The sequence below is a fragment of the Streptomyces genisteinicus genome (assembly GCF_014489615.1).
Taxonomy (GTDB): domain Bacteria; phylum Actinomycetota; class Actinomycetes; order Streptomycetales; family Streptomycetaceae; genus Streptomyces; species Streptomyces genisteinicus.
In genome coordinates, this window is sequence record NZ_CP060825.1 from 582,224 (window position 1) to 600,723 (window position 18,500).

15 protein-coding genes are annotated in these 18,500 nt (G+C 75.8%); 7 read left to right on the forward strand and 8 right to left on the reverse strand.

Going from position 1 to position 18,500, the window contains the following annotated elements; translation table 11 throughout:
* Nucleotides 1-8 precede the first annotated feature (8 nt).
* Nucleotides 9-1,232: a cation:proton antiporter gene (locus tag IAG43_RS02545; RefSeq protein ID WP_187739112.1), complete on the reverse strand. Its 1,224-nt coding sequence runs from the start codon at nucleotides 1,230-1,232 to the stop codon at nucleotides 9-11.
* 3 nt (nucleotides 1,233-1,235) lie between these two features.
* The gene (locus IAG43_RS02550) at nucleotides 1,236-1,721 is read right to left on the reverse strand and encodes a cation:proton antiporter regulatory subunit (protein WP_187739113.1); all 486 of its coding nucleotides are present in this window, start codon (nucleotides 1,719-1,721) and stop codon (nucleotides 1,236-1,238) included.
* A 264-nt stretch (nucleotides 1,722-1,985) separates the two neighbouring features.
* On the opposite strand from IAG43_RS02550, the gene IAG43_RS02555 reads away from it, so the two are divergent.
* The 4 genes from IAG43_RS02555 (at nucleotide 1,986) to IAG43_RS02570 (ending at nucleotide 6,086) form a co-directional block, all read left to right on the forward strand.
* Nucleotides 1,986-2,939 (forward strand): sensor histidine kinase, encoded by a 954-nt coding sequence (locus IAG43_RS02555; protein ID WP_187744266.1) that lies wholly within the window; start codon nucleotides 1,986-1,988, stop codon nucleotides 2,937-2,939.
* Nucleotides 2,936-3,601: a response regulator gene (locus IAG43_RS02560; protein WP_187739114.1), complete on the forward strand. Its 666-nt coding sequence runs from the start codon at nucleotides 2,936-2,938 to the stop codon at nucleotides 3,599-3,601. The genes IAG43_RS02555 and IAG43_RS02560 overlap by 4 nt, the downstream gene beginning before the upstream one ends.
* Nucleotides 3,602-3,667: 66 nt before the next feature.
* Nucleotides 3,668-4,648, forward strand: coding sequence for a LysR family transcriptional regulator (locus IAG43_RS02565; protein WP_187739115.1), 981 nt, complete (start codon nucleotides 3,668-3,670; stop codon nucleotides 4,646-4,648).
* A 70-nt stretch (nucleotides 4,649-4,718) separates the two neighbouring features.
* Nucleotides 4,719-6,086, forward strand: a complete 1,368-nt coding sequence (locus IAG43_RS02570) for an alpha-lytic protease prodomain-containing protein (protein ID WP_187739116.1) — start codon at nucleotides 4,719-4,721, stop codon at nucleotides 6,084-6,086.
* A 46-nt stretch (nucleotides 6,087-6,132) separates the two neighbouring features.
* On the opposite strand, the gene IAG43_RS02575 is transcribed toward IAG43_RS02570, so the two are convergent.
* Genes IAG43_RS02575 through IAG43_RS02590 form a run of 4 tightly spaced genes read right to left on the reverse strand, consistent with a single transcriptional unit; the run spans nucleotide 6,133 to nucleotide 12,229 of the window.
* The gene (locus IAG43_RS02575; protein WP_187739117.1) at nucleotides 6,133-7,386 is read right to left on the reverse strand and encodes a type III PLP-dependent enzyme; all 1,254 of its coding nucleotides are present in this window, start codon (nucleotides 7,384-7,386) and stop codon (nucleotides 6,133-6,135) included.
* Entirely contained in the window at nucleotides 7,383-9,257 is a 1,875-nt protein-coding gene (locus tag IAG43_RS02580; RefSeq protein ID WP_187739118.1) for an IucA/IucC family protein, read from the reverse strand. Before IAG43_RS02580 ends, IAG43_RS02575 begins: the two co-directional genes overlap by 4 nt.
* A gap of 6 nt (nucleotides 9,258-9,263) precedes the next feature.
* The gene (locus IAG43_RS02585) at nucleotides 9,264-11,060 is read right to left on the reverse strand and encodes an IucA/IucC family protein (RefSeq protein WP_187739119.1); all 1,797 of its coding nucleotides are present in this window, start codon (nucleotides 11,058-11,060) and stop codon (nucleotides 9,264-9,266) included.
* On the reverse strand, nucleotides 11,036-12,229 hold the full coding sequence (locus tag IAG43_RS02590) for an ATP-grasp domain-containing protein (RefSeq protein ID WP_187739120.1): 1,194 nt from the start codon (nucleotides 12,227-12,229) through the stop codon (nucleotides 11,036-11,038). Before IAG43_RS02590 ends, IAG43_RS02585 begins: the two co-directional genes overlap by 25 nt.
* A 331-nt stretch (nucleotides 12,230-12,560) precedes the next feature.
* Between IAG43_RS02590 and IAG43_RS02595 the strand changes: the two genes are divergently transcribed.
* Nucleotides 12,561-13,427 (forward strand): (2Fe-2S)-binding protein, encoded by an 867-nt coding sequence (locus IAG43_RS02595; RefSeq protein WP_187739121.1) that lies wholly within the window; start codon nucleotides 12,561-12,563, stop codon nucleotides 13,425-13,427.
* Between the two features lie 158 nt (nucleotides 13,428-13,585).
* Here IAG43_RS02595 and IAG43_RS02600 read toward each other — a convergent pair whose 3' ends face one another.
* Complete coding sequence (locus IAG43_RS02600; RefSeq protein WP_425508563.1) at nucleotides 13,586-15,682, reverse strand: SpoIIE family protein phosphatase; 2,097 nt, start codon at nucleotides 15,680-15,682, stop codon at nucleotides 13,586-13,588.
* A 131-nt stretch (nucleotides 15,683-15,813) separates the two neighbouring features.
* Nucleotides 15,814-16,248, reverse strand: coding sequence for a DUF7144 family membrane protein (locus tag IAG43_RS02605; RefSeq protein WP_187739122.1), 435 nt, complete (start codon nucleotides 16,246-16,248; stop codon nucleotides 15,814-15,816).
* Nucleotides 16,249-16,497: 249 nt separating this feature from the next.
* On the opposite strand from IAG43_RS02605, the gene IAG43_RS02610 reads away from it, so the two are divergent.
* Nucleotides 16,498-17,019 carry a potassium channel family protein gene (locus IAG43_RS02610; RefSeq protein ID WP_343075523.1) on the forward strand — a complete coding sequence of 174 codons (522 nt, stop codon included), beginning with the start codon at nucleotides 16,498-16,500 and terminating at the stop codon, nucleotides 17,017-17,019.
* Nucleotides 17,020-17,176: 157 nt separating this feature from the next.
* Nucleotides 17,177-18,454 (forward strand): alpha-L-fucosidase, encoded by a 1,278-nt coding sequence (locus tag IAG43_RS02615; protein WP_187739123.1) that lies wholly within the window; start codon nucleotides 17,177-17,179, stop codon nucleotides 18,452-18,454.
* Nucleotides 18,455-18,500: the final 46 nt, after the last annotated feature.

Consider the following 18,500-nt stretch of genomic DNA (forward strand, 5'->3'; position numbering starts at 1 on the left):
CGCGAGGGTCAGTCGCGGGCGTCGACCTTCGCCTCGATGCGCTCCGGCGTCCCGGCGGGGGCCGGGGTGCGCGCGGCGCGGAGCGCCATGACGCGCAGTGCGACGGGCTCCGTGAACCGGGCCGTGAGCGGGCCGACGACGACCAGGATGAGGACGTACGCCGTGGCCAGCGGGCCCATCATCGGCTCGATGCCCGCGGAGACCGCGAGCCCCGCGATGACGATGGAGAACTCGCCCCGGGCGACCAGCGTGCCGCCCGCGCGCCAGCGGCCCTTCGGGCCCACCCCCGCGCGTTTCGCCGCCCAGTACCCGGTCGCGATCTTCGTGAGGGCCGTGACGACCGCGAGCGCCAGGGCGGGCAGCAGCACCGGAGGAATGCTGGACGGGTCCGTGTGCAGGCCGAAGAAGACGAAGAACACGGCGGCGAACAGGTCCCGCAGCGGGCTCAGCAGCGTGTGCGCGCCCTCGGCCACCTCGCCGGACAGCGCGATGCCGACGAGGAACGCGCCGACGGCGGCCGAGACCTGGAGCTGCTGGGCGATGCCGGCCACCAGCAGCGTGAGGCCGAGGACGACGAGGAGCAGCTTCTCGGGGTCGTCACTGCTCACGAACCGCGAGATGAGGCGTCCGTACCGCACGGCGACGAAGAGCACCAGGCCCGCGACGCCCAGGGCGATCGCGAGCGTGACGCTGCCGGCCGCCAGCCCGACACCGGCCAGCAGGGCCGTGATGATGGGCAGGTAGACGGCCATGGCGAGGTCCTCGAGGACCAGCACGCTCAGGATCACCGGTGTCTCGCGGTTGCCGAGGCGTCCGAGGTCGCCCATCACCTTGGCGATCACCCCGGACGAGGAGATCCAGGTGACGCCCGCGAGGACGACGGCGGCCACCGGCCCCCAGCCCATCAGGAACGCGGCGATCGCGCCCGGCACGGCGTTCAGGGTGAAGTCGACGAGTCCGGCCGGGTACTGGGTCTTCAGGTTGGAGACCAGGTCGCTGGCGGTGTACTCGAGGCCGAGCATCAGCAGCAGGAGGATGACGCCGATCTCCGCGCCGATCGCGACGAACTCCTCGCTGGCGCCGAGGGGCAGCAGGCCTCCTTCACCGAAGGCGAGGCCGGCGAGCAGGTACAGCGGGATGGGCGAGAAACGCAGCCGTCCGGCGAACCGTCCCAGCAGCCCGAGGCCGAGGATGATCGCGCCGAACTCGATCAGGAAGACAGCAGAGTGCACCGCTCACTCCCGTCCGAGTATCGCCGCGGCGCCGTCGACGCCCTCGCGGGTGCCGACGACGATGAGGGTGTCGCCGCCGGCGAGGCGGAAGTCCGGGCCCGGGGAGGGGACGGCGTCGGCCCTGCGCAGCACGGCGACGACGGACGCGCCGGTCTCGGTGCGCAACCGCAGGTCGCCCATGACGCGCCCGTTCCACATCGAGGCGGCGGACAGCTCGATCCGCTCGGCGACGAGGCCGAGGTCGGTCGTGTGCAGGACGCTCGGGCTGTGGTGAGCGGGCATCAGGGCGTCGATGAGCGAGGACGCCTCGGCGCTCGTCAGGTGCAGCGAGTGCGCACAGGCGTCGGGATCGTCCGGCCGGTAGACGTTGACCGACCTCGTCCCGTCGCGGTGGGCGATCACCGACAGGTGGCGGTGTTCGCGGGTGGTGAGGTCGTACTGGACACCGATACCCGGCAGGGGCGTGGTGCTCATCCGTGGAGCGGGCACGGCCCGTCCTCCTTGTCCGTTCGCTTGGTGCAATGACTGCTCGTGCGCCGGCCCTCCGAGTCGAATCGGCCACCGCACACGACGCGCCATCGTTTCATCCCCGTACCGTGGCGCGATATGGGTGTCAGCACGTATGGACAGGGCCCGCGTGCGGCCGAAAGGCTGGACGTGGACACGAGTGAGCCGCGGGCCGACCGCCCGGGGCTGTGGCGCGGGCGTACGACGGCGACGATGGAACCGACGCGCCACGAGAGAGGCGGGACCATGTCGCTGTTCTGGCGGATCTTCCTGCTCAACGCCGCCGTGCTGGTCGCCGCCGTGCTCCTGCTGCTCGGACCGGTGACGGTGTCCACGCCCGTGCTGCTGGTCGAGGCCCTGGTCATCGGGGTCGGCCTGGTGGTGATGCTGGTCGCCAACGCGGTCCTGCTGCGGATCGGTCTCGCCCCGCTGGCCCGGCTGACCCGCGCCATGACCTCGGCCGACCTGCTGCGCCCGGGCAGCCGGGCAGCGGTGGCCGGGCCGGGCGAGATGGCCGAGCTGATCACCACGTACAACACGATGCTGGAACGGCTGGAGGCCGAGCGCGCCAGGAGCAGCGCCCTGGCGCTGTCCGCGCAGGAGGCGGAGCGGCAGCGGATCGCGCAGGAGCTGCACGACGAGGTGGGCCAGACGCTCACCGCGGTGCTGCTGCACCTGAAGCGGACGGCCGACCAGGTGCCCGAGCCGCTGCGGGAGGAGCTGCACCAGGTGCAGGAGACGACCCGCGGCGGGCTGGACGAGATCCGGCGGATCGCCCGCCGGCTGCGCCCGGGTGTGCTGGAGGAGCTCGGGCTGCACAGCGCGCTGCGCGCCCTGGCGGCCGAGTTCACCGCCCCGGGGCTGACGGTGCGCCACCACATCGCTCCCGGGCTCCCCGAGCTGGACGACAAGCGGGAGCTGGTGGTGTACCGGGTGGCGCAGGAGAGCCTGACGAACACGGCGCGGCACGCCGGCGCACGTGTGGTGGACCTGCGTCTGGAGCCCGGCCCCGGCGGCGCGGTGGACCTGGTGGTCGGCGACGACGGCAGGGGGATCGGCGGCGCGCCGGAGGGCTCCGGCATCCAGGGCATGCGCGAGCGCGCCCTGCTCATCGACGCCGGGCTGACGCTCGGACCGTCGGCGGACGGCGGAACGGAGGTGCGCCTGCGCGTGCCGGCAACGGAAGGAAAGACCGTATGACGACCCAGGCGCCCCGACCGGCGCGCATCCTGCTCGCCGACGACCACGCGCTGGTGCGGCGCGGGGTGCGGCTCATCCTCGACGGCGAGCCGGACCTCACCGTGGTCGCCGAGGCCGGCGACGGGGCCGAGGCGGTCGCCCTCGCGAAGCGCGAGGACGTCGACCTGGCCGTGCTCGACATCGCCATGCCCCGGCTGACGGGCCTCCAGGCGGCCCGCGAGCTGTCACGGCTCCGCCCCGACCTGCGGATCCTCATCCTCACCATGTACGACAACGAGCAGTACTTCTTCGAGGCGCTGAAGGCCGGGGCGAGCGGCTACGTCCTCAAGTCGGTCGCCGACCGCGACCTCGTCGAGGCGTGCCGGGCGGCGATGCGCGACGAGTCGTTCATCTATCCGGGCGCCATCACCACGCTGATCCGCCGCTACCTGGACCGGGCGCGGGAGGGCGAGTCGCTGCCGGAGCGGGCGATCACCGAGCGCGAGGAGGAGATCCTCAAGCTGGTGGCGGAGGGGCACACCTCGAAGGAGATCGGCGACATGCTGGTGATCAGCGCGAAGACCGTGGAGCGGCACCGGGCCAACCTGCTGCAGAAGCTGGGGCTCAGGGACCGGCTGGAGCTGACGCGCTATGCGATCCGGGTCGGCCTCATCGAACCGTGACCTCTCCCCCGCATTGGTCCGGACCTGTGTATTGCCGGGCCGGGTGACCGCCGTCAAGCTGCCGGTATGGAACTGGAGTTGCGGCATCTGAAGACGATCCGGGCCATCGCCGACGCCGGCAGCCTCACCAAGGCCGCGACGGCGCTCGGGCTCGCGCAGCCGGCGCTCAGCGCCCAGCTGCGGCGGATCGAACGGTCCCTCGGCGGGGCGCTCTTCGAGCGCGGCCGCTGCGGGGTGCGGACCACGGCGCTCGGCGAACTCGTCCTCGACCGGGCCCGCGTGGTGCTGCCCGCGGTGCACGACCTCCAGCAGGAGGCGGTCCGGTTCGCCCGGGCGTGGGACGGCGGCCCCCGCGGCTTCCGGCTCGGCGGCACCCACGGACCGCTGCTCGGCGGGCTCGTCGACCGGCTCGCCGAGGCGGAACCCGACGCGAGCGTGGCCACCCACACCTCGTGGTCCGAGCGGGAGATCGCCGCACAGGCCGTCGACGGGCGGCTGGACTACGCGCTGATCGGCACCTGCGGCGAGAGCGCGCCGCCGGAGGCGGGCAGGCTGGCGTGGACCGAGGTGGCCCGCGACCCGGTGTTCGTGATGCTCCCGACCGGGCACCCGCTCGCCGCGCGCGAGGAGATCGCCCTCGCGGAACTCGCGGGCCAGGACTGGGCCGACGTCCCCGGCGACGGCTGCTTCGGCGACTGCTTCGCGGCGGCCTGCGTCCGCGCCGGATTCACCCCCGCCCGCGTCTACGAGACCGACACCGCGTCCTGTGTGCACCTGGTGCAGGTGGGCCGGGCGGTCGGCCTGTGCCGGGCGACGTTCCCCACCACACCCGGTGTGGTGACCCGCGCGCTGGCGGGCACCCCGCTCGTCTGGCGCCACCTGCTCGGCTGGCATCCGGCGTCGCCCGCCGCGGCCGGGGCCCCCGCGGTCATCGCCCATGTGCGGGCGGCCCACGGGGAGGCGGCCCGGCGCAGCACGAGCTACTCCCGCTGGCTGGCGGCGGGCGGGGCCGCGGACCGCCATAACGCGATGCAGGGGGCCGGCTGACATCTGCTCGGCGGGGCCCCGCCGTCCCTACGGTTTCGGCACACCTCACCCGAGACCGAGGGGACTCCCCATGTTCCACAGACATGCCGCGGCGCTGTGCGCGGGCGCGCTGACCGCCGGCGCTCTCGTCCTGGCCACGCTGCAGGGCACCGCGGCCGCCGTGCCGTCCGCCGCGGACCCGGCCGTCGGCACCGCGGCCCGCACCCTGGCGACCGGCGCGGCCCCGCCGCAGCTGCTGCACGCGATGCAGCGCGACCTCGGGCTGACCCGGTCGCAGGCCGAACGGCGCCTGGTCAACGAGGCCGAGGCGGGGGCCGCCGCCGCGCTCCTGCGCCAGCGGCTGGGCTCCTCCTTCGCCGGCGCGTGGGTGTCGGGCGCCGAGGCGGAGACGCTGACGGTGGCCGCCACGTCCGCGGCGGACGCGGCCGCCGTGCGGGCGGCGGGCGCCGAGGCCGCGCACGCCGAGCACTCCCTCGCCGAGCTGGACCGCGCCAAGGCCGCCCTGGACCGGGCGGCGGCGCGCGGCGGTTCGGCCGGCGTGCCCGTCTGGTACGTCGACGTGCGGAGCAACACCGTGGTCGTGGCGGCCTCCGACACCGCCGCCGCCGCGTCCCTGATCGCCGGGAGCGGCGCGGACCGGTCCCTGATCCGGGTCACCCGCACCACGGAGGCGCCCCGCCCGCTGTACGACATCCGGGGCGGCGACGCGTACTACATGGGCGGCGGCGGCCGGTGCTCGGTGGGCTTCGCTGTCACCCGCGGCACCCAGCACGGTTTCGCCACGGCCGGCCACTGCGGCCGCGCGGGAACGGCGACCAGCGGCTTCAACCAGGTCGCCCAGGGCACGTTCCAGGCGTCCACCTTCCCGGGCCGGGACACCGCCTGGGTGCTGGCGAACGCCAACTGGACGTCGACGCCGTACGTCAAGGGCGCCGGCGGGCAGAACGTGCAGGTCACCGGGTCCGTGCAGCAGCCGGTCGGGGCGTCGGTGTGCCGCTCCGGCTCGACCACCGGCTGGCACTGCGGCACCATCCAGCAGCACAACACCAGCGTCACCTACCCGGAGGGCACCATCACCGGGGTGACCCGCACCTCCGTGTGCGCCGAGCCCGGCGACTCCGGCGGCTCCTACATATCGGGCAGCCAGGCGCAGGGCGTCACCTCGGGCGGTTCCGGCGACTGCCGCACCGGCGGGACGACGTACCACCAGCCGCTCAACCCGCTGCTCCAGGCGTACGGCCTGACGCTGCGGACGACCACGGGCGGCGAGGAGCCGCCGCCCGGCGGCGAGCCCGGCGGCACCTGGGCCGCGGGGAAGGTCTACACCGCGGGTGACCGGGTCACCCACGGCGGCGCCGAGTACGTCTGCCTCCAGGGCCACCAGGCCCAGGCCGGCTGGGAGCCGTCGAACGTCCCCGCGCTGTGGCGGCGCGTGTGACGGCGTGACCGGGGGCGCGTGCGGCGGGGGGCCGCGGCACGCGCGGTCAGGGGCCGGCCCCCGGGATCGTGGGCCCGGGGGCCGGCCGCCCGTCCGTCCGCCCGCCGGTCAGGAAGTGGAACCGGGGGCGCGGGTGCATCAGGAAGTCGTGGTGCGAGATGTTCCAGGCGTACGCGCCGGCCATCCCGAAGAGCACGCGGTCCCCGGCCCGCAGCCCGGGAGCCGGCGCCCGGCGCGCCAGGACGTCCTTGGGCGTGCACAGCTGGCCGGTGAGCGTGACCCGCCCGGTCCGCGCCGCCGGACGGGGCCAGGGCTCGGTCCAGGTGTCGACGGGCAGCACCGTGCACGGCTGGTCGTGTCCCTTGGTGGCGGGGGTGCGCAGATGGTGGGTGCCGCCGCGGACCACGGCGAAGTCCTCGCCGCCGCTGCGCTTCACGTCCAGCACCTCGGTGGCGTACCAGCCGCAGTACGCGGTCAGGGCCCGGCCCGGTTCGACGCGCAGCCGCAGCCCGGGGCGGCCGGCGAGGAGCCTGGCGAGTCCGTGGCCGTAGCCGGTCCAGTCGAAGCGGCCGGCGGGACGGGCGTAGTCCACGGTCATGCCGCCGCCGGCGTTCACCTCGTGCAGCGGGACCCGGTGACGGGCGGTCAGCGTCTCGGCCCAGGTCACGACGGACTCCGCGACGGACAGCAGCGCGGGGGCGTCCAGCCCGCTGGCCAGGTGGGCGTGGACGCCCTTCAGCGCGAGACCGGGTGCCCGGGTCACCAGGCGGACCGCCTCGTCGGCGTCGGCGGGGTCGATGCCGAACGGGCTCGGCGCGCCACCCATGGCGAGGGCGCTGCCGCGCGACGCCTCCGCGTCCAGGGGCAGGTTGAACCGCAGCAGCACGCCGACGGGCCGGCCGGGGCCGGCCCCCTCGGTCAGTGCGGCGAGGACGCGCAGTTCGTGGAGGCTCTCGGCGTGGACGCGGTGGACCGGGGCGCGGAGGGCGGCGCGCAGCTCGTCAGGCGTCTTGCCGGGGCCGCCGAAGGCCAGGGGGCGGCCGGGCACGGCACCGGCGACGTGCGCGAGTTCTCCGCCGGACGCGACCTCGAAGCCGTCGCAGTACGGGGACAGGGCGGTCAGCAGCCGGGGCTCCGGGTTGGCCTTGGCCGCGTAGTACAGCTCGACGCCGTCCGGCAGGGCGGCGCGGACGCCCGCCGCGTGCGCGCGCAGGGCGTCCAGGTCGTAGAGGTAGGCGGGCAGGCCGGCCGGGCCGAGCGCGAGGGCGAGGTCCCGGACGGCGGGCGTGGGGGCTGTCATCGGGTCTCCGCGGGTGGGGTGGACGCCCCGGCCGGCGCGGACCGGGGGGCGGGGGCGTGTCCCAGGGGCGAGTCGATCAAGACGTATCCGGCGTCACGGTCCGCGTCGCGCCGCCAGCGGGTCAGCAGGTTGGCCTTGGCGGGCAGCGGGGCCCCGGCGATCAGCTCCGCGAGCTCGGGCCCGACCGGGCCGTGCTCGTCCGCGTACCGGACCAGCACCCAGCGGACCTCCTGCCACAGCATGTGTTCGAGGTGCGGGTGGCGGTCGGCGAGCGCGGCGAGGAGTTCGGCCGCGTGGTTGACCAGCAGGCAGTAGACGACCCGGTGCCAGCCGCGGGCCCGGTCGTAGGTGAGCGGCCCCGCGACGTCCGGCGGCAGCGCGGCGAGCGCCCGCGCGTGCGGGCCCGGCAGCAGCTTGGCGCCTTCGAGGTCCCGCAGCAGGATCTGGACCGGCAGCCCGTCGCCGTCGACGCAGACCACCACGTTCTGCAGATGGGGTTCGAGGACCAGCCCGTGGTCGAGGAAGGCCGCGAGCACGGGCGGCACCAGCAGCTCCAGGTACCGGCGCCACCAGTCGAGGGCGGCCGCGGGACCCCGGCCGGCGAGCAGCCGGGAGACGTGGCCCGGCCCGTTGGGGTACTCGTCGGCGACGGATGCCGCGAGGAGTGCCGTGGTGCCCGCGTGCTGACGGCGCTCCAGGCCGTCGCGGACGATGACGCCGAGCCCTTCGAACAGGTCGCGGTGGGGGGCGGTGTCCGGGCCCGGCAGCGCGAGGCTGCGGTAGGCCGGTTCGCGCAGGACGGCGGCCCCGGGGAAGCGCGCGGCGAGGTCGTCGAGCGCGTCCCGCAGCAGCCGGGTGAGCGCGACCGCGCCGCGCAGCTCGTAGTGGGCGTTCTTGCGGACGCAGTTGGTGATGCGCACGTCGAGGCTGAACTTGAGGAACGTCCCGCCGCCGTACAGCGTCCGCACGGAGGCCGTCGGCACGAACGGCGCGCGGCCCGTCCCCAGGTCGAGCACGTCGCCCCGCGCGAGCGCCGCGCGCAGGGCGGGCCTGTCGCGCAGCAGCTCGTACTGCCACGGGTGGGCGGGCAGCAGCCGGTAGCCGGGCGGGGCCTCGCCGAGCCGGTCGAGCACGGCGAGGGCCCCGGGCTCCGCGGACTCCTCGGCGGTCAGCTCCTCCCGCACCGCGAGCAGTCTCAGCCCGAAGGCGGCACCCGCCTCGGGGGCGTAGGCCGCCCAGCGGTCCGGGTCGCCGCCGTGGGCCTTCGGCGTGGGGTGGAAGCGGTGGCCGAGGAGCAGCGACTGCTCCGAGGCGAGGTAGACGGAGAGCGGCCCGCTGCCGTGGGTGCGCCCGGGTGCGGCGAGCGCGGTGCGCACCGCGCGGTGGCCGGCCGCCAGCTGCGCGAGGAACTCGTCGTTGACGACACCGCTGCGCAGGGTGAGTTCGGCGTGGACGTGCTCGGCGAGCCGCTGCCAGGACACGGGCGTCCAGCCGCCCTCGCCCTGTTCGGACACCGGGCCGGTGAAGCGGTGGGCGCCGGTCGCGGAGGCACGGCGCAGGGCGACGCGCAGGGTGACGCCGCGGTGCGGGAGGCGCAGCGTCAGCCTGCCGCCGGCGACGGCGGCCTGCCCCTCGGGGCCGCTGACCTCGCGCACCAGGCAGTTGAGCAGGGTGTGGGCGACGGCGTCGTCGGCGGACGGGAGCGCGGGCGGCGGTGTGGCGGTGTCCGGGCCGGAGCCGGAGCCGGTATCGGTGGCGGTGTCGGCGCCTGAGCCGGAGCCGGTGCCGCCGGCGCTGTCGGCGAGGACGGTGCGCGCGGGTTCGGCCGTCCGCGCGGGTCGGGACAGTGGGCGGGGGGTGGTGCTGGGCATCGTCGGTCAGGCCTCCCGCGGCAGGTAGTTGGGGCCGGTGGTGTAGTGCTTGTTGATGTCGCTCGCGCCGGAGCGGGCCTTGGTGAGCAGGGTCCCGGCGGTGACCATGGCCTTCACCGGGAGCCGGGGCGCCTCCAGCACGCGGGTGCGCAGCACGTCCCCGCCGTCCGCCGGGCCGAGCCGCGCGACGGCCTGGCGGAGGCGGTCGCGCACCAGGCGCAGCAGCTCCCCCAGTCGGGCCCGGTCGCCCGCGGCGAGGCCGAAGGCGAAGGCGCCGGCGCACAGGTGCACGGTGACGGTGGTGAACAGGTCGGCCACCGGACCGTCGTCCGTGCACAGGACCCGGGGGTCGTCGAAGGCGGGGCCGGGTGCGCCGGGGCCCAGGCGGGCGCGCAGCCGGACGGTGTTGACCCGCGGGCCGTCGTTGTCCTTGAGGAGCAGCCGTACGGGGTGCGCGGCGGCCGGGTCGAGCACGAGGGAGACGTTCTGCTGGTGGGACTCCAGGGCGATCCCGTACCCGAAGAGGGTGGTCTGCCAGTCGAACAGCAGCGTGAGCAGGGCGTCGAGGAGGGCGAGCGGGTCCCCGCCGGAGTGCCGGCGGGCGAGGCGGTCGAGCACCGTGCCGCCGCCGGGCGCCGGGGCGAGGAGCGCGGCGAGCGGGACCACCGTGGCGCCGGCGGCCGCCGCGGGCAGTGTGCGGGTCATCGCGGCGAGGAGTTCGTGCCCGGCGTGGGCGTGGACCGTCTCGTCGGCGAGGAGCACCGTCTCCCGGAAGCGGGGCTCCCGCGCGACGACGGCCTCCAGCAGCCGCTGGCCCGCGGCGCCGTCGCGCAGGGTGCCGGGTCTGACGGTGCGCCGGTTCAGCAGGCCCAGGGTGGCGGTGGCGAGCGGGAGTTTGATGTGCACACGGGGGTCGGCGGCGAGGGCGACCGTCCGCATCGACAGGGTGGGCACCACCAGCGGCCCGCGGTCCCGGGGCGCCGGAACGGCGCGGTCGTGCAGGCCGCGGGCGCGCAGGGCGTCCGCCAGCGGGCCGTCGGCGGTGAGGGGGTGCACGGGCAGCAGGACGTGTCCGGCGTCGAGCCGCTCCGGCAGGCCGGCCGCGGACGGCGCCACGGGCGGCGCGCCCGCAGGGGCGCGGCCCGTCGAGGTGACGGCCCCGGCCGGGAGCGCGAGCAGCCGCAGCCGGAAGGAGGGGTGGAACTCGGGCGCGTAGGCGCGCAGGTCGGCCTCCCCGAGACCTGCGCGGCCCCGGGACGCCGGGTACACGGGGTGGTCGGTGCGCGCAGCGAGGGTGTCGAAGGCGAGCGACGCGGCGGGGCCGGTCCAGCCGGCCGGGTCGGTGCCGTACCGGTCGCCGAGCGCGGCGGACGTCGCGGCGTCGGTGGCGTCGTGGAGGCGGGCCGCGTCGAGGGCGTGGCGGCATTCGCGGGCGAAGGCGGCGAATCCGGGGCGGTCGGCCGGGTCCGCGTGCGCGGCGAGGGCGGCGAGGACGTCGTCGCAGGAGGTCAGGTCGGTGCCGGAGGTCTCCCTGCGGAGCAGCGGGAGCCGGGCCGTCCACTCGGCCTGGAAGCCGTCCTCGCGGACCGGCAGCAGCAGGGTCTCCGCGTCCCCGCGGCCCGCCAGGCGCAGCCAGCGTCCGTCGGGCGCGTGGTGCGGCACGGAGCGGCTGCGCAGCCCGGCGACGTCCTCGCGCAGCAGTGTGCCGAGGACCCGCAGCAGCAGTGCGGCGGCCGGGCCGTCGTCGCCGCGGGGCCCGCCCGGCGCGCGCCGCGGGGTCACGGGGTGATCTCCCAGCGGCATCCGGCGAGGAAGCCGTCGACGGCCCGGTCGACGCTCTCCTGGCTGTCGCCGATCGCGCGCACGATGCCGAGGAAGTCCCGGTTGCTGTGGTGGACGTCGCGCCACTCGCCGATGTCGCGTGCCGGACGGTACGTCAGGCGGACGTCCCCGAGGCCGAGGTCGGCGGGGCCGGGTGCGGCGGTCAGGGTGCCGGGGCGGTCGGCGCACGGGTAGTCCAGGCGGGCCGCGCGGCCGGTGCGGGCGCCGAGGTCGTCCGGGAGGGGGCGGCCGAGGTGGGTGGCGAGGACGAGTTCGAAGTAGGGGATGCCGAGCAGCTCGGCGAGGAGCAGATCGCACTGGTCGCCGATCGCCCGGTAGTTGACCTCGATGAGCCGGGCGCGTCCCTCGTGGACGACGAACTCGGTGTGGCAGGCGCCGAACCCGACGCCCAGCGCCGCCAGCTGGGCGAGGACCTGCTCCACCACCGGCGCGGGATGGTCGGGCACGAAGGTGAGGCGTTCCTCGATGAAGTGCGGCGGCGGCGACAGCTGGGTGCGGAAGCCGCCGAGCACGTGCAGGACGGTCCCGTCGCCGAGGGTCTCCAGTGTGCACAGGTCGCCGGGCAGGAACTCCTCCACCACCAGCGCGGCGCCCGGCCGGCGGGCCCTGATCCGCTCGCAGTGCCGCAGGAGGGCGTCCGCGTCGTCGGCGAGCACCACGTCCTCGCCGGCCACCCCCTCGCGCGGCTTCACCACGCACGGGTAGGGGACGCCGATCCCGTCGAGGACGTCGGACGGCTCGCGGTCGGCGGGCAGTTCGGCGGCCCACACGGTGTCGGCGCCCGCGTCGGCGAGCCGGCGCCGCATCCGGGCCTTGTCCTTCGCGCCCAGCGCGGCCCGCCAGTCCTTGCCGGGCAGGCCGAACCAGTCGCAGGCCAGAGCCGCCTGCGCCTGGAGGTGGTCGCTGTTGGTGAAGACGGCGTCGGGAGCGGGGCCCCGGGAGGCGGCGGCGATGACGGCGCGGAAGTCGCGGACGTCGCAGCCGACCACCTCGGTGTCCGGGTACACGGCGCGGTGGGCGGCGGGCTGGTCGGTGAGCACGGTGACGTCGAGCCCCATGGCCCGCGCGGCGGGGAGGAAGCCCTGCGTGACGGAGTCGGTGGGGTTGAGGGCGAGCAGATGGAGCTGCATCAGAGGGTCACTTCCGGGGTTCACATCCGGGGGGACGTTGCGAGGTCGTGCCGGGGGGACGGTGCGGGGTGTTTCCGGGAGGGCGGTGCGGGGGTGGCTTTCCGCGCGCACGGGGGAAGAAGCGGACCGCGCCCGCCCGTGTCCCGCTCCTGGTCATGACCGGTGAGCTTAGGTTAGGCAAGCCTTAATCCGCCAACTCGGCGTGTCCGCGCCGGGGTTCGTGATTCCGGCGCCGGATTGCGAGTAAGGTGACCCTTACTCGGGCCTCGCGGCGCTCCGTCGCGGGGCGCGGCCCCGCACTGCCCCCACGAGCCCCACGAGGAGTCCCCCCGTGATCCCGGCCCCGGTGTCGGCCCCCGCCCGCCCCTCGACGAGCGCGGCCGCCCTGCTCGCCTCGGTCCACCGGCGTCTGCGCGCGCTCTGTCCGGCGCTCGACCTCACCGTCGCCGAACCGCCCTCCCCCGTCCGGCAGGGCTGGGCGGACGGGGCCGAACTCGTCCTGCGCCCCGACCTGCTCGACGCCCTCCTCGACGACGAGTCCCGGCGCATCCTCGAACGCCACGGCCGGACCCCCCGCCCCGACGTCGCCGCCTCGCGCGCCCTCCACGCGAAGCTCTGGGCGGTCTCGCTCGTCGTCAGCGGACCCTGGTACCTGGAGCGCCGGGTGCCCCTGCTGCGCGCGGGCGACGTGCGGACGCGCCTCACCGGAGACGCCTACGAAGTGGTGCCGGGCACCTTCGCCTGCCTGCCCGGCGACCCGGCCGCGACCCTTCCGGGCGTACGCGTGGTCCCCGACGAGGAGGCCCTGCGCGCCGCACTGCGCGCGGCCGTGGCCGGCCAGGTGCGTCCGCTGCTGGCGGCGCTCGGACCCCGGGTGCGGCGCGGGCCGCGCGCCCTGTGGGGGATGGCGGGCGACGACCTGGTGTCGGCCGTCTGGTACCTCGGCCGGATGCTCGGCGAGGAGGAGCACGCCGTACGGGCGGCCGGCGAACTGCTGCCGGGGCCGGTCGGACCGTTCCCCGGCGGCGCGGACTTCCGGAACCTGACGGGCCGCGACGGCACGCGGTACCCGACCCGGACCAGGCTGGGCTGCTGCCTCCACTACACGGTCGTGCCGGCCGAGGCGTGCGCCACCTGCCCGCGCGTCCGCGACGCCGAACGCCTGCGCCGCCTGGAGGGCGATCCGCCGCCCGCCTGAGGACCCGCGCACCCGTCGCAGCCGCCCGGGCTCCGCCTCCGGCTCCGGCGAGAACGCCCGCGGACACCGGGCTCCGTACGCCCGCACGCCCACGGGCCACCCGCTCCGCCGGCAGCCGGACTCCGTGCACACCGGGCTCCGTGCCACGCCCCGGGGGCTCAGCCGGTCACCCTCGCCATCAGCAGCGCCACGTCGTCGGGCGTGTCCGGCCGCCGCAGCGCGCCGAGCAGCCGGTCGCACGTGTCACCGAGCGTCGCGTCCTGGGTCTGGAGCAGCCCCGTCAGGGCCGCCAGCCGGGTGTCGATGTCCTGGTCACGGGTCTCCACCAGCCCGTCCGTGTACAGCACGAGCACATCGCCCGGGTCGAGGCCGACGGTGATGCTGCGCAGCGCGACACCTCCCACCTGGCCGACGCCGAGGGGGGTGCCCGACGGCAGGTCCAGCAGCCTCGGCGCGCCGCCCCGCCGTACCAGGACCGGCGGCAGATGCCCCGCGTTGGCGATGCAGCACTGCGCGCGGTGCGGGTCGTAGACGGCGTAGATGCAGGTGGCGATGTACGGGTCGAGCCCGGCGGTGATCTCGTCGAGGTGGCGCAGCACCACGGCCGGGTCCAGCGCGAGGCGCGCCAGCGTCTGCGTGGCGGTGCGCAGCCGCCCCATCGCGGTGGCCGCCGTGATCCCGCTGCCCATCACGTCGCCGACGACGAGCGCGGTGCGCTCCCGCTCCATCGGGATGACGTCGAACCAGTCGCCGCCGACCTCGCTGCCGGCCCGCGCGGGCTGGTAGCGGGAGGCGGCCTCCAGTCCGACGAGCCGGCGGGGGATCTCGGGCAGCATGCTGCGCTGGAGGGTGAGCGCGGTCTGCCGCTGCTCGCGGTACCAGCGGGCGTTGTCGATGCAGACGGCCGCCCGGGAGGCGAACTCGGTGGCCAGCAGCACGTCGTCCTCGGTGAACGGCTCCGGGTTGCGGCACCGCTTGAGGTCGATGGCGCCGAGCACCTCGCCGCGGGCGATCAGCGGCACCGCCATGTACGAGTGCACCCCGGCCCGCGCCAGCAGCCGGGCGGCCCGTTCGTCCCGCGCGATGTCGCGCAGGTCGGCGCCGGACACCTCGGGAATCACCACCGGGCGCGCGGTGGCGACGCAGCGGGTGACCAGGCGGCCCTCGTCGTAGCGGGCCAGTTCGCCCGGGCGGTCGGCCGCGTCGACGGCGACGCTGGGGAAGGCCGCGGCCACGGCGAGCGCGCGGATCAGCACATGGCCCTCGCCGGTGTCCGGGCCCGGCCGGCCGCCGGGTCCCGAGAGCACCCGGTCCAGCACGTCGACGGCCGCCACGTCGGCGAGGTGGGGCACCGCCACGTCGGCGAGCTCACGCGCCGTCTGCTCCAGGTCGAGCGTGGTCCCGATGCGCACCGAGGCGTCGGCGATGAGCGCGAGCCGGTTGCGGGCGCGCTCCGCCTCGGTGTCCGCGAGGTGCCGGTCGGTGACGTCCACCACGGACATGGCGACGCCGATCACCCGGCCCCCCGGGTCCTCCAGCCGGTACAGCGACACCGACCAGGCGCGTTCGGCAGCCGGTTCGGAGGGGACCCGGCCCACCACGTGGCGGTCGAGCAGCGGCGTCCCCGTGGCCAGCACGGCCCGCATGGCGTCCTCCAGCCGGTCCGGGTCGCCGAACGGCACCGACTCGCGGAAGCCGCGTCCGAGCAGTTCCTCGGCGGGCAGCCCGCCGATGCGCTCCAGGGCGGGGTTGACCGCGACGTACCGCAGGTCGGGGCGGAGGACGGCGAGCCCGATCGGGGACTGGTCGACGAGGCGGGCGGAGAGGGCGAGGTCGCGTTCGACGCGGCGCAGGGTGGCCTGGTCCTGGGCGAGGCCGAGGGCGTAGAGGCCGCCGGTGTCGTCCTGGAGGCGCATGTTGCGCCACTCCAGCAGCCGGGTCGAGCCGTCCTTGTGGTGGACCCGGAAGACGCCCTCCCAGCCCTCGCCGCTCTCCATGACCTGCCGGAAGAGGTCCAGCACGAGGTCGAGGTGCTCGTCGGCGACGAGCAGCCGGGCGGCGGGGCGGCCGAGGGCCTCCTGCGGCGTGTAGCCGAGCAGCTGCTCCGCCTGCGGGCTCCAGAGCACGATCCGGCCGTCCGAGTCGAGGACCACGGCCGCGACCCCGAGCAGGTCCATCAGCCCGCCCGGAGGCGACAGCGCCGCTTCCGCGCGGCCCTCACCCGCGATGCCAGCACGGAACACATCGCTGCCCACGATCACTCCTTGCCGCAGTCGCGGTGCGCGGGCAGGCCACAGGGCTCACGTCCTCGCACCGGGATGACGGGATACCCCCATACTCCCTCCCCGCCCGCCCGGACCGCAGCCCTTCGGACCGATCCGGGCCGTCAGCCGGCCTGCCCGGCGGGCCTGTGGGCGGCGAGGGCCCAGATCACGAACACGTCGAGGCCGATCACGATCACCGACCACACCGGCGAGTACGGCAGGAACAGGAACTGCGCCACCATCGACAGCGAGGCCAGCAGGATGCCGACGGCCCGGGCCCAGCCGGCGCCCTTGAGCACCCCCGCCCCGGTCGCCGCCACCAGGACGCCGATCACCAGGTGGATCCAGCCCCAGCCGGTGAGGTTGACGCGGTAGACGTAGTCGCCGACCCGCGCGTACCAGTCGTCCTCGGCGATCCCGGCGATGCCCTGGAACACGGCCAGGACGCCGCTGCAGAGCATGAGGACCCCCGCGAAGACGACTCCACCGGTCACCCAGCCGCTGTGCGGGTCCGGCACCGGGGGCATCGCGCCGACGGGCGGCGACTGCTGGCTCATGGTGCGCTCCTTCCCTGCCGCGCGCGGGCGCGCACGGCGCGTTACGAGCGTGGGGCCGGTCCGTCGGCCCCGCCAGGCGGCCGGTCCGGACAGGGGACGGCGGACCGGCGTCACCCGGTCTCCGCAGCACACCGGGCGCCCCGGGCCGTGGTCGGCGTTGACTGGGGGCCGGGGCGACGGCAGGAGGACGGCATGGCGGCCGCGCGGACCGGACGGGGAAGGACCGGGCTCCCGGTCCGCGGATGGGTGGTGGGGATCGCTGCCGCGACCGCGATGATGCTGGTGTACTGCTTCGTGCCGCTGGACCACTTCGGCGACCGCAGGCCGGTCCTGAGCTGGGCGGTCTTCATCGCGCTGCTGGCCGCGGTGGCCCTGCTGCTGCTGGTGCAGATCCGGGACGTCATCACCGACGACCCGCGCGCCCGTCCGGGCATCGTGATCCCGCTGCTGGTCTTCCTGACGGTGGTCGTCTTCGCGGGGGCGTACCACGTGCTGGCCCGGCATCCCGGCCAGTTCAGCGGCCTGAGCACACGCACGGACGCCCTGTACTTCACCGTCGTCACCCTGGCGACCGTCGGCTACGGGGACATCGTCCCCACCGGGCAGAGCGCACGGGTGGTGACCATGGTGCAGATCCTCTACACGTTCGTCTTCCTCACCGCCGCGACCACGACGCTCTCCCGGCGGCTGCGCAGCCAGGTGGGGAAGCACCTCGGCGTCCGCATCGACGGGCCCGACGGCCCCGACGGCCCGGACGAGACCGGCCGCTGACGCGGAGGCCGGTCACCGGCCCGCCGGGAGGGTGAGACCCGCCGGGAGGGTGAGAACGGACCAGTGGCGGTGATCCGTTCCCACGCGCCGCCGGCCCCGCCCCGCATAGCGTCGGTGCCACCCGTTCCGTCACCCACCCGCTCCGAGGTGTTGCCCGATGCCCATGCAGCCCTGGTTCCCCGACGCCAAGCTCGGGATCTTCGTCCACTGGGGCGTCTACGCCGTCGACGGGGTGCCGGAGTCGTGGGCGTTCTACACCGGGCGGACCACCCACGAGCAGTACATGCGGCAGCTGGACGGCTTCACCGCCGCACGCTGGGACCCCCGCGAGTGGGCGGCGCTCTTCGCCCGCGCGGGAGCGCGGTACGCCGTGCTGACCGCGCGCCACCACGACGGCGTCGCCCTGTGGGACACCTCCTTCGGCGACCTGGACGTGGTGCGCCGCACACCCGCCGGGCGCGACCTCGTCGGCCCGTACGCACAGGCGCTGCGCGAACGGGGGCTGCGGGTGGGCCTGTACTACTCGCACTCCGACTGGAACCACCCGGACTACGCGAGCGTGCTGCACCCCTCCCCCGGCCGGGACCACGGGGACGTGCTGACCAGCCCGTGGGTCGCCCCGCCCGGCGGGGCCGAGGACCCTGCCGCCTGGGCGCGCTACCTCGCCTACCGCGACGGGCAGGTCGGCGAGCTGGCCGACCGCTACCGTCCGGACCTGCTGTGGTTCGACGGCGAGTGGGAGCGCTCGGCGGAGCAGTGGGGCGCCGACGCGCTCGCCGAACGCGTCCTCGCCACCGCACCGCACACCGTGTTCAACGCGCGCCTGCCCGGCCACGGCGACTACGCCACGCCCGAGCAGGGGACGCCGGTCACCGCGCCCGGCGGACCGTGGGAGCTGTGCATGACGGTCAACGACTCCTGGGGGTTCCAGCCGGACGACACCCGGCACAAGCCGGTCGGCCGGCTGGTGCGCCACTTCACCGAGACGATCGGCGCGGGCGGCAACCTGCTGCTCGGCGTCGGCCCCCGCGAGGACGGCACCTTCACGGCCGCCCAGACGGAGCGCCTCGAAGGGCTCGGCGCCTGGATCGGCGCCCACGCCGGCGCCGTCCACGGGACCGTCGCGGGCCTGCCCCCGGGGCACCACTACGGGCCGAGCACGCTGTCGGCCGACCGCCGGACGCTCCACCTGGTCTGCTTCGACCCGCCCCGCGGCCACGTGGCCGTGCGCGGGCTGCGCAACCGGGTGCGGCGGGTCTCCGTGCTGGGCACGGGGGCGGCGCTCCGCCACGAGGTCTCCGGCGGGCTCCACGACGTGCCCGGCACGACCTGGATCGAGGCGCCGCGCGAGGAGGACGTGGACGCGCACGCGACCGTGCTGGCGCTGGAGCTCGACGGTGAGCTCGACCTCTACCGCGGCAGCGGCCGCACCTGACTCCCCGCCGCCCGGGGCAGGCGGCCGCCGGCTGACCTCCGCCGCC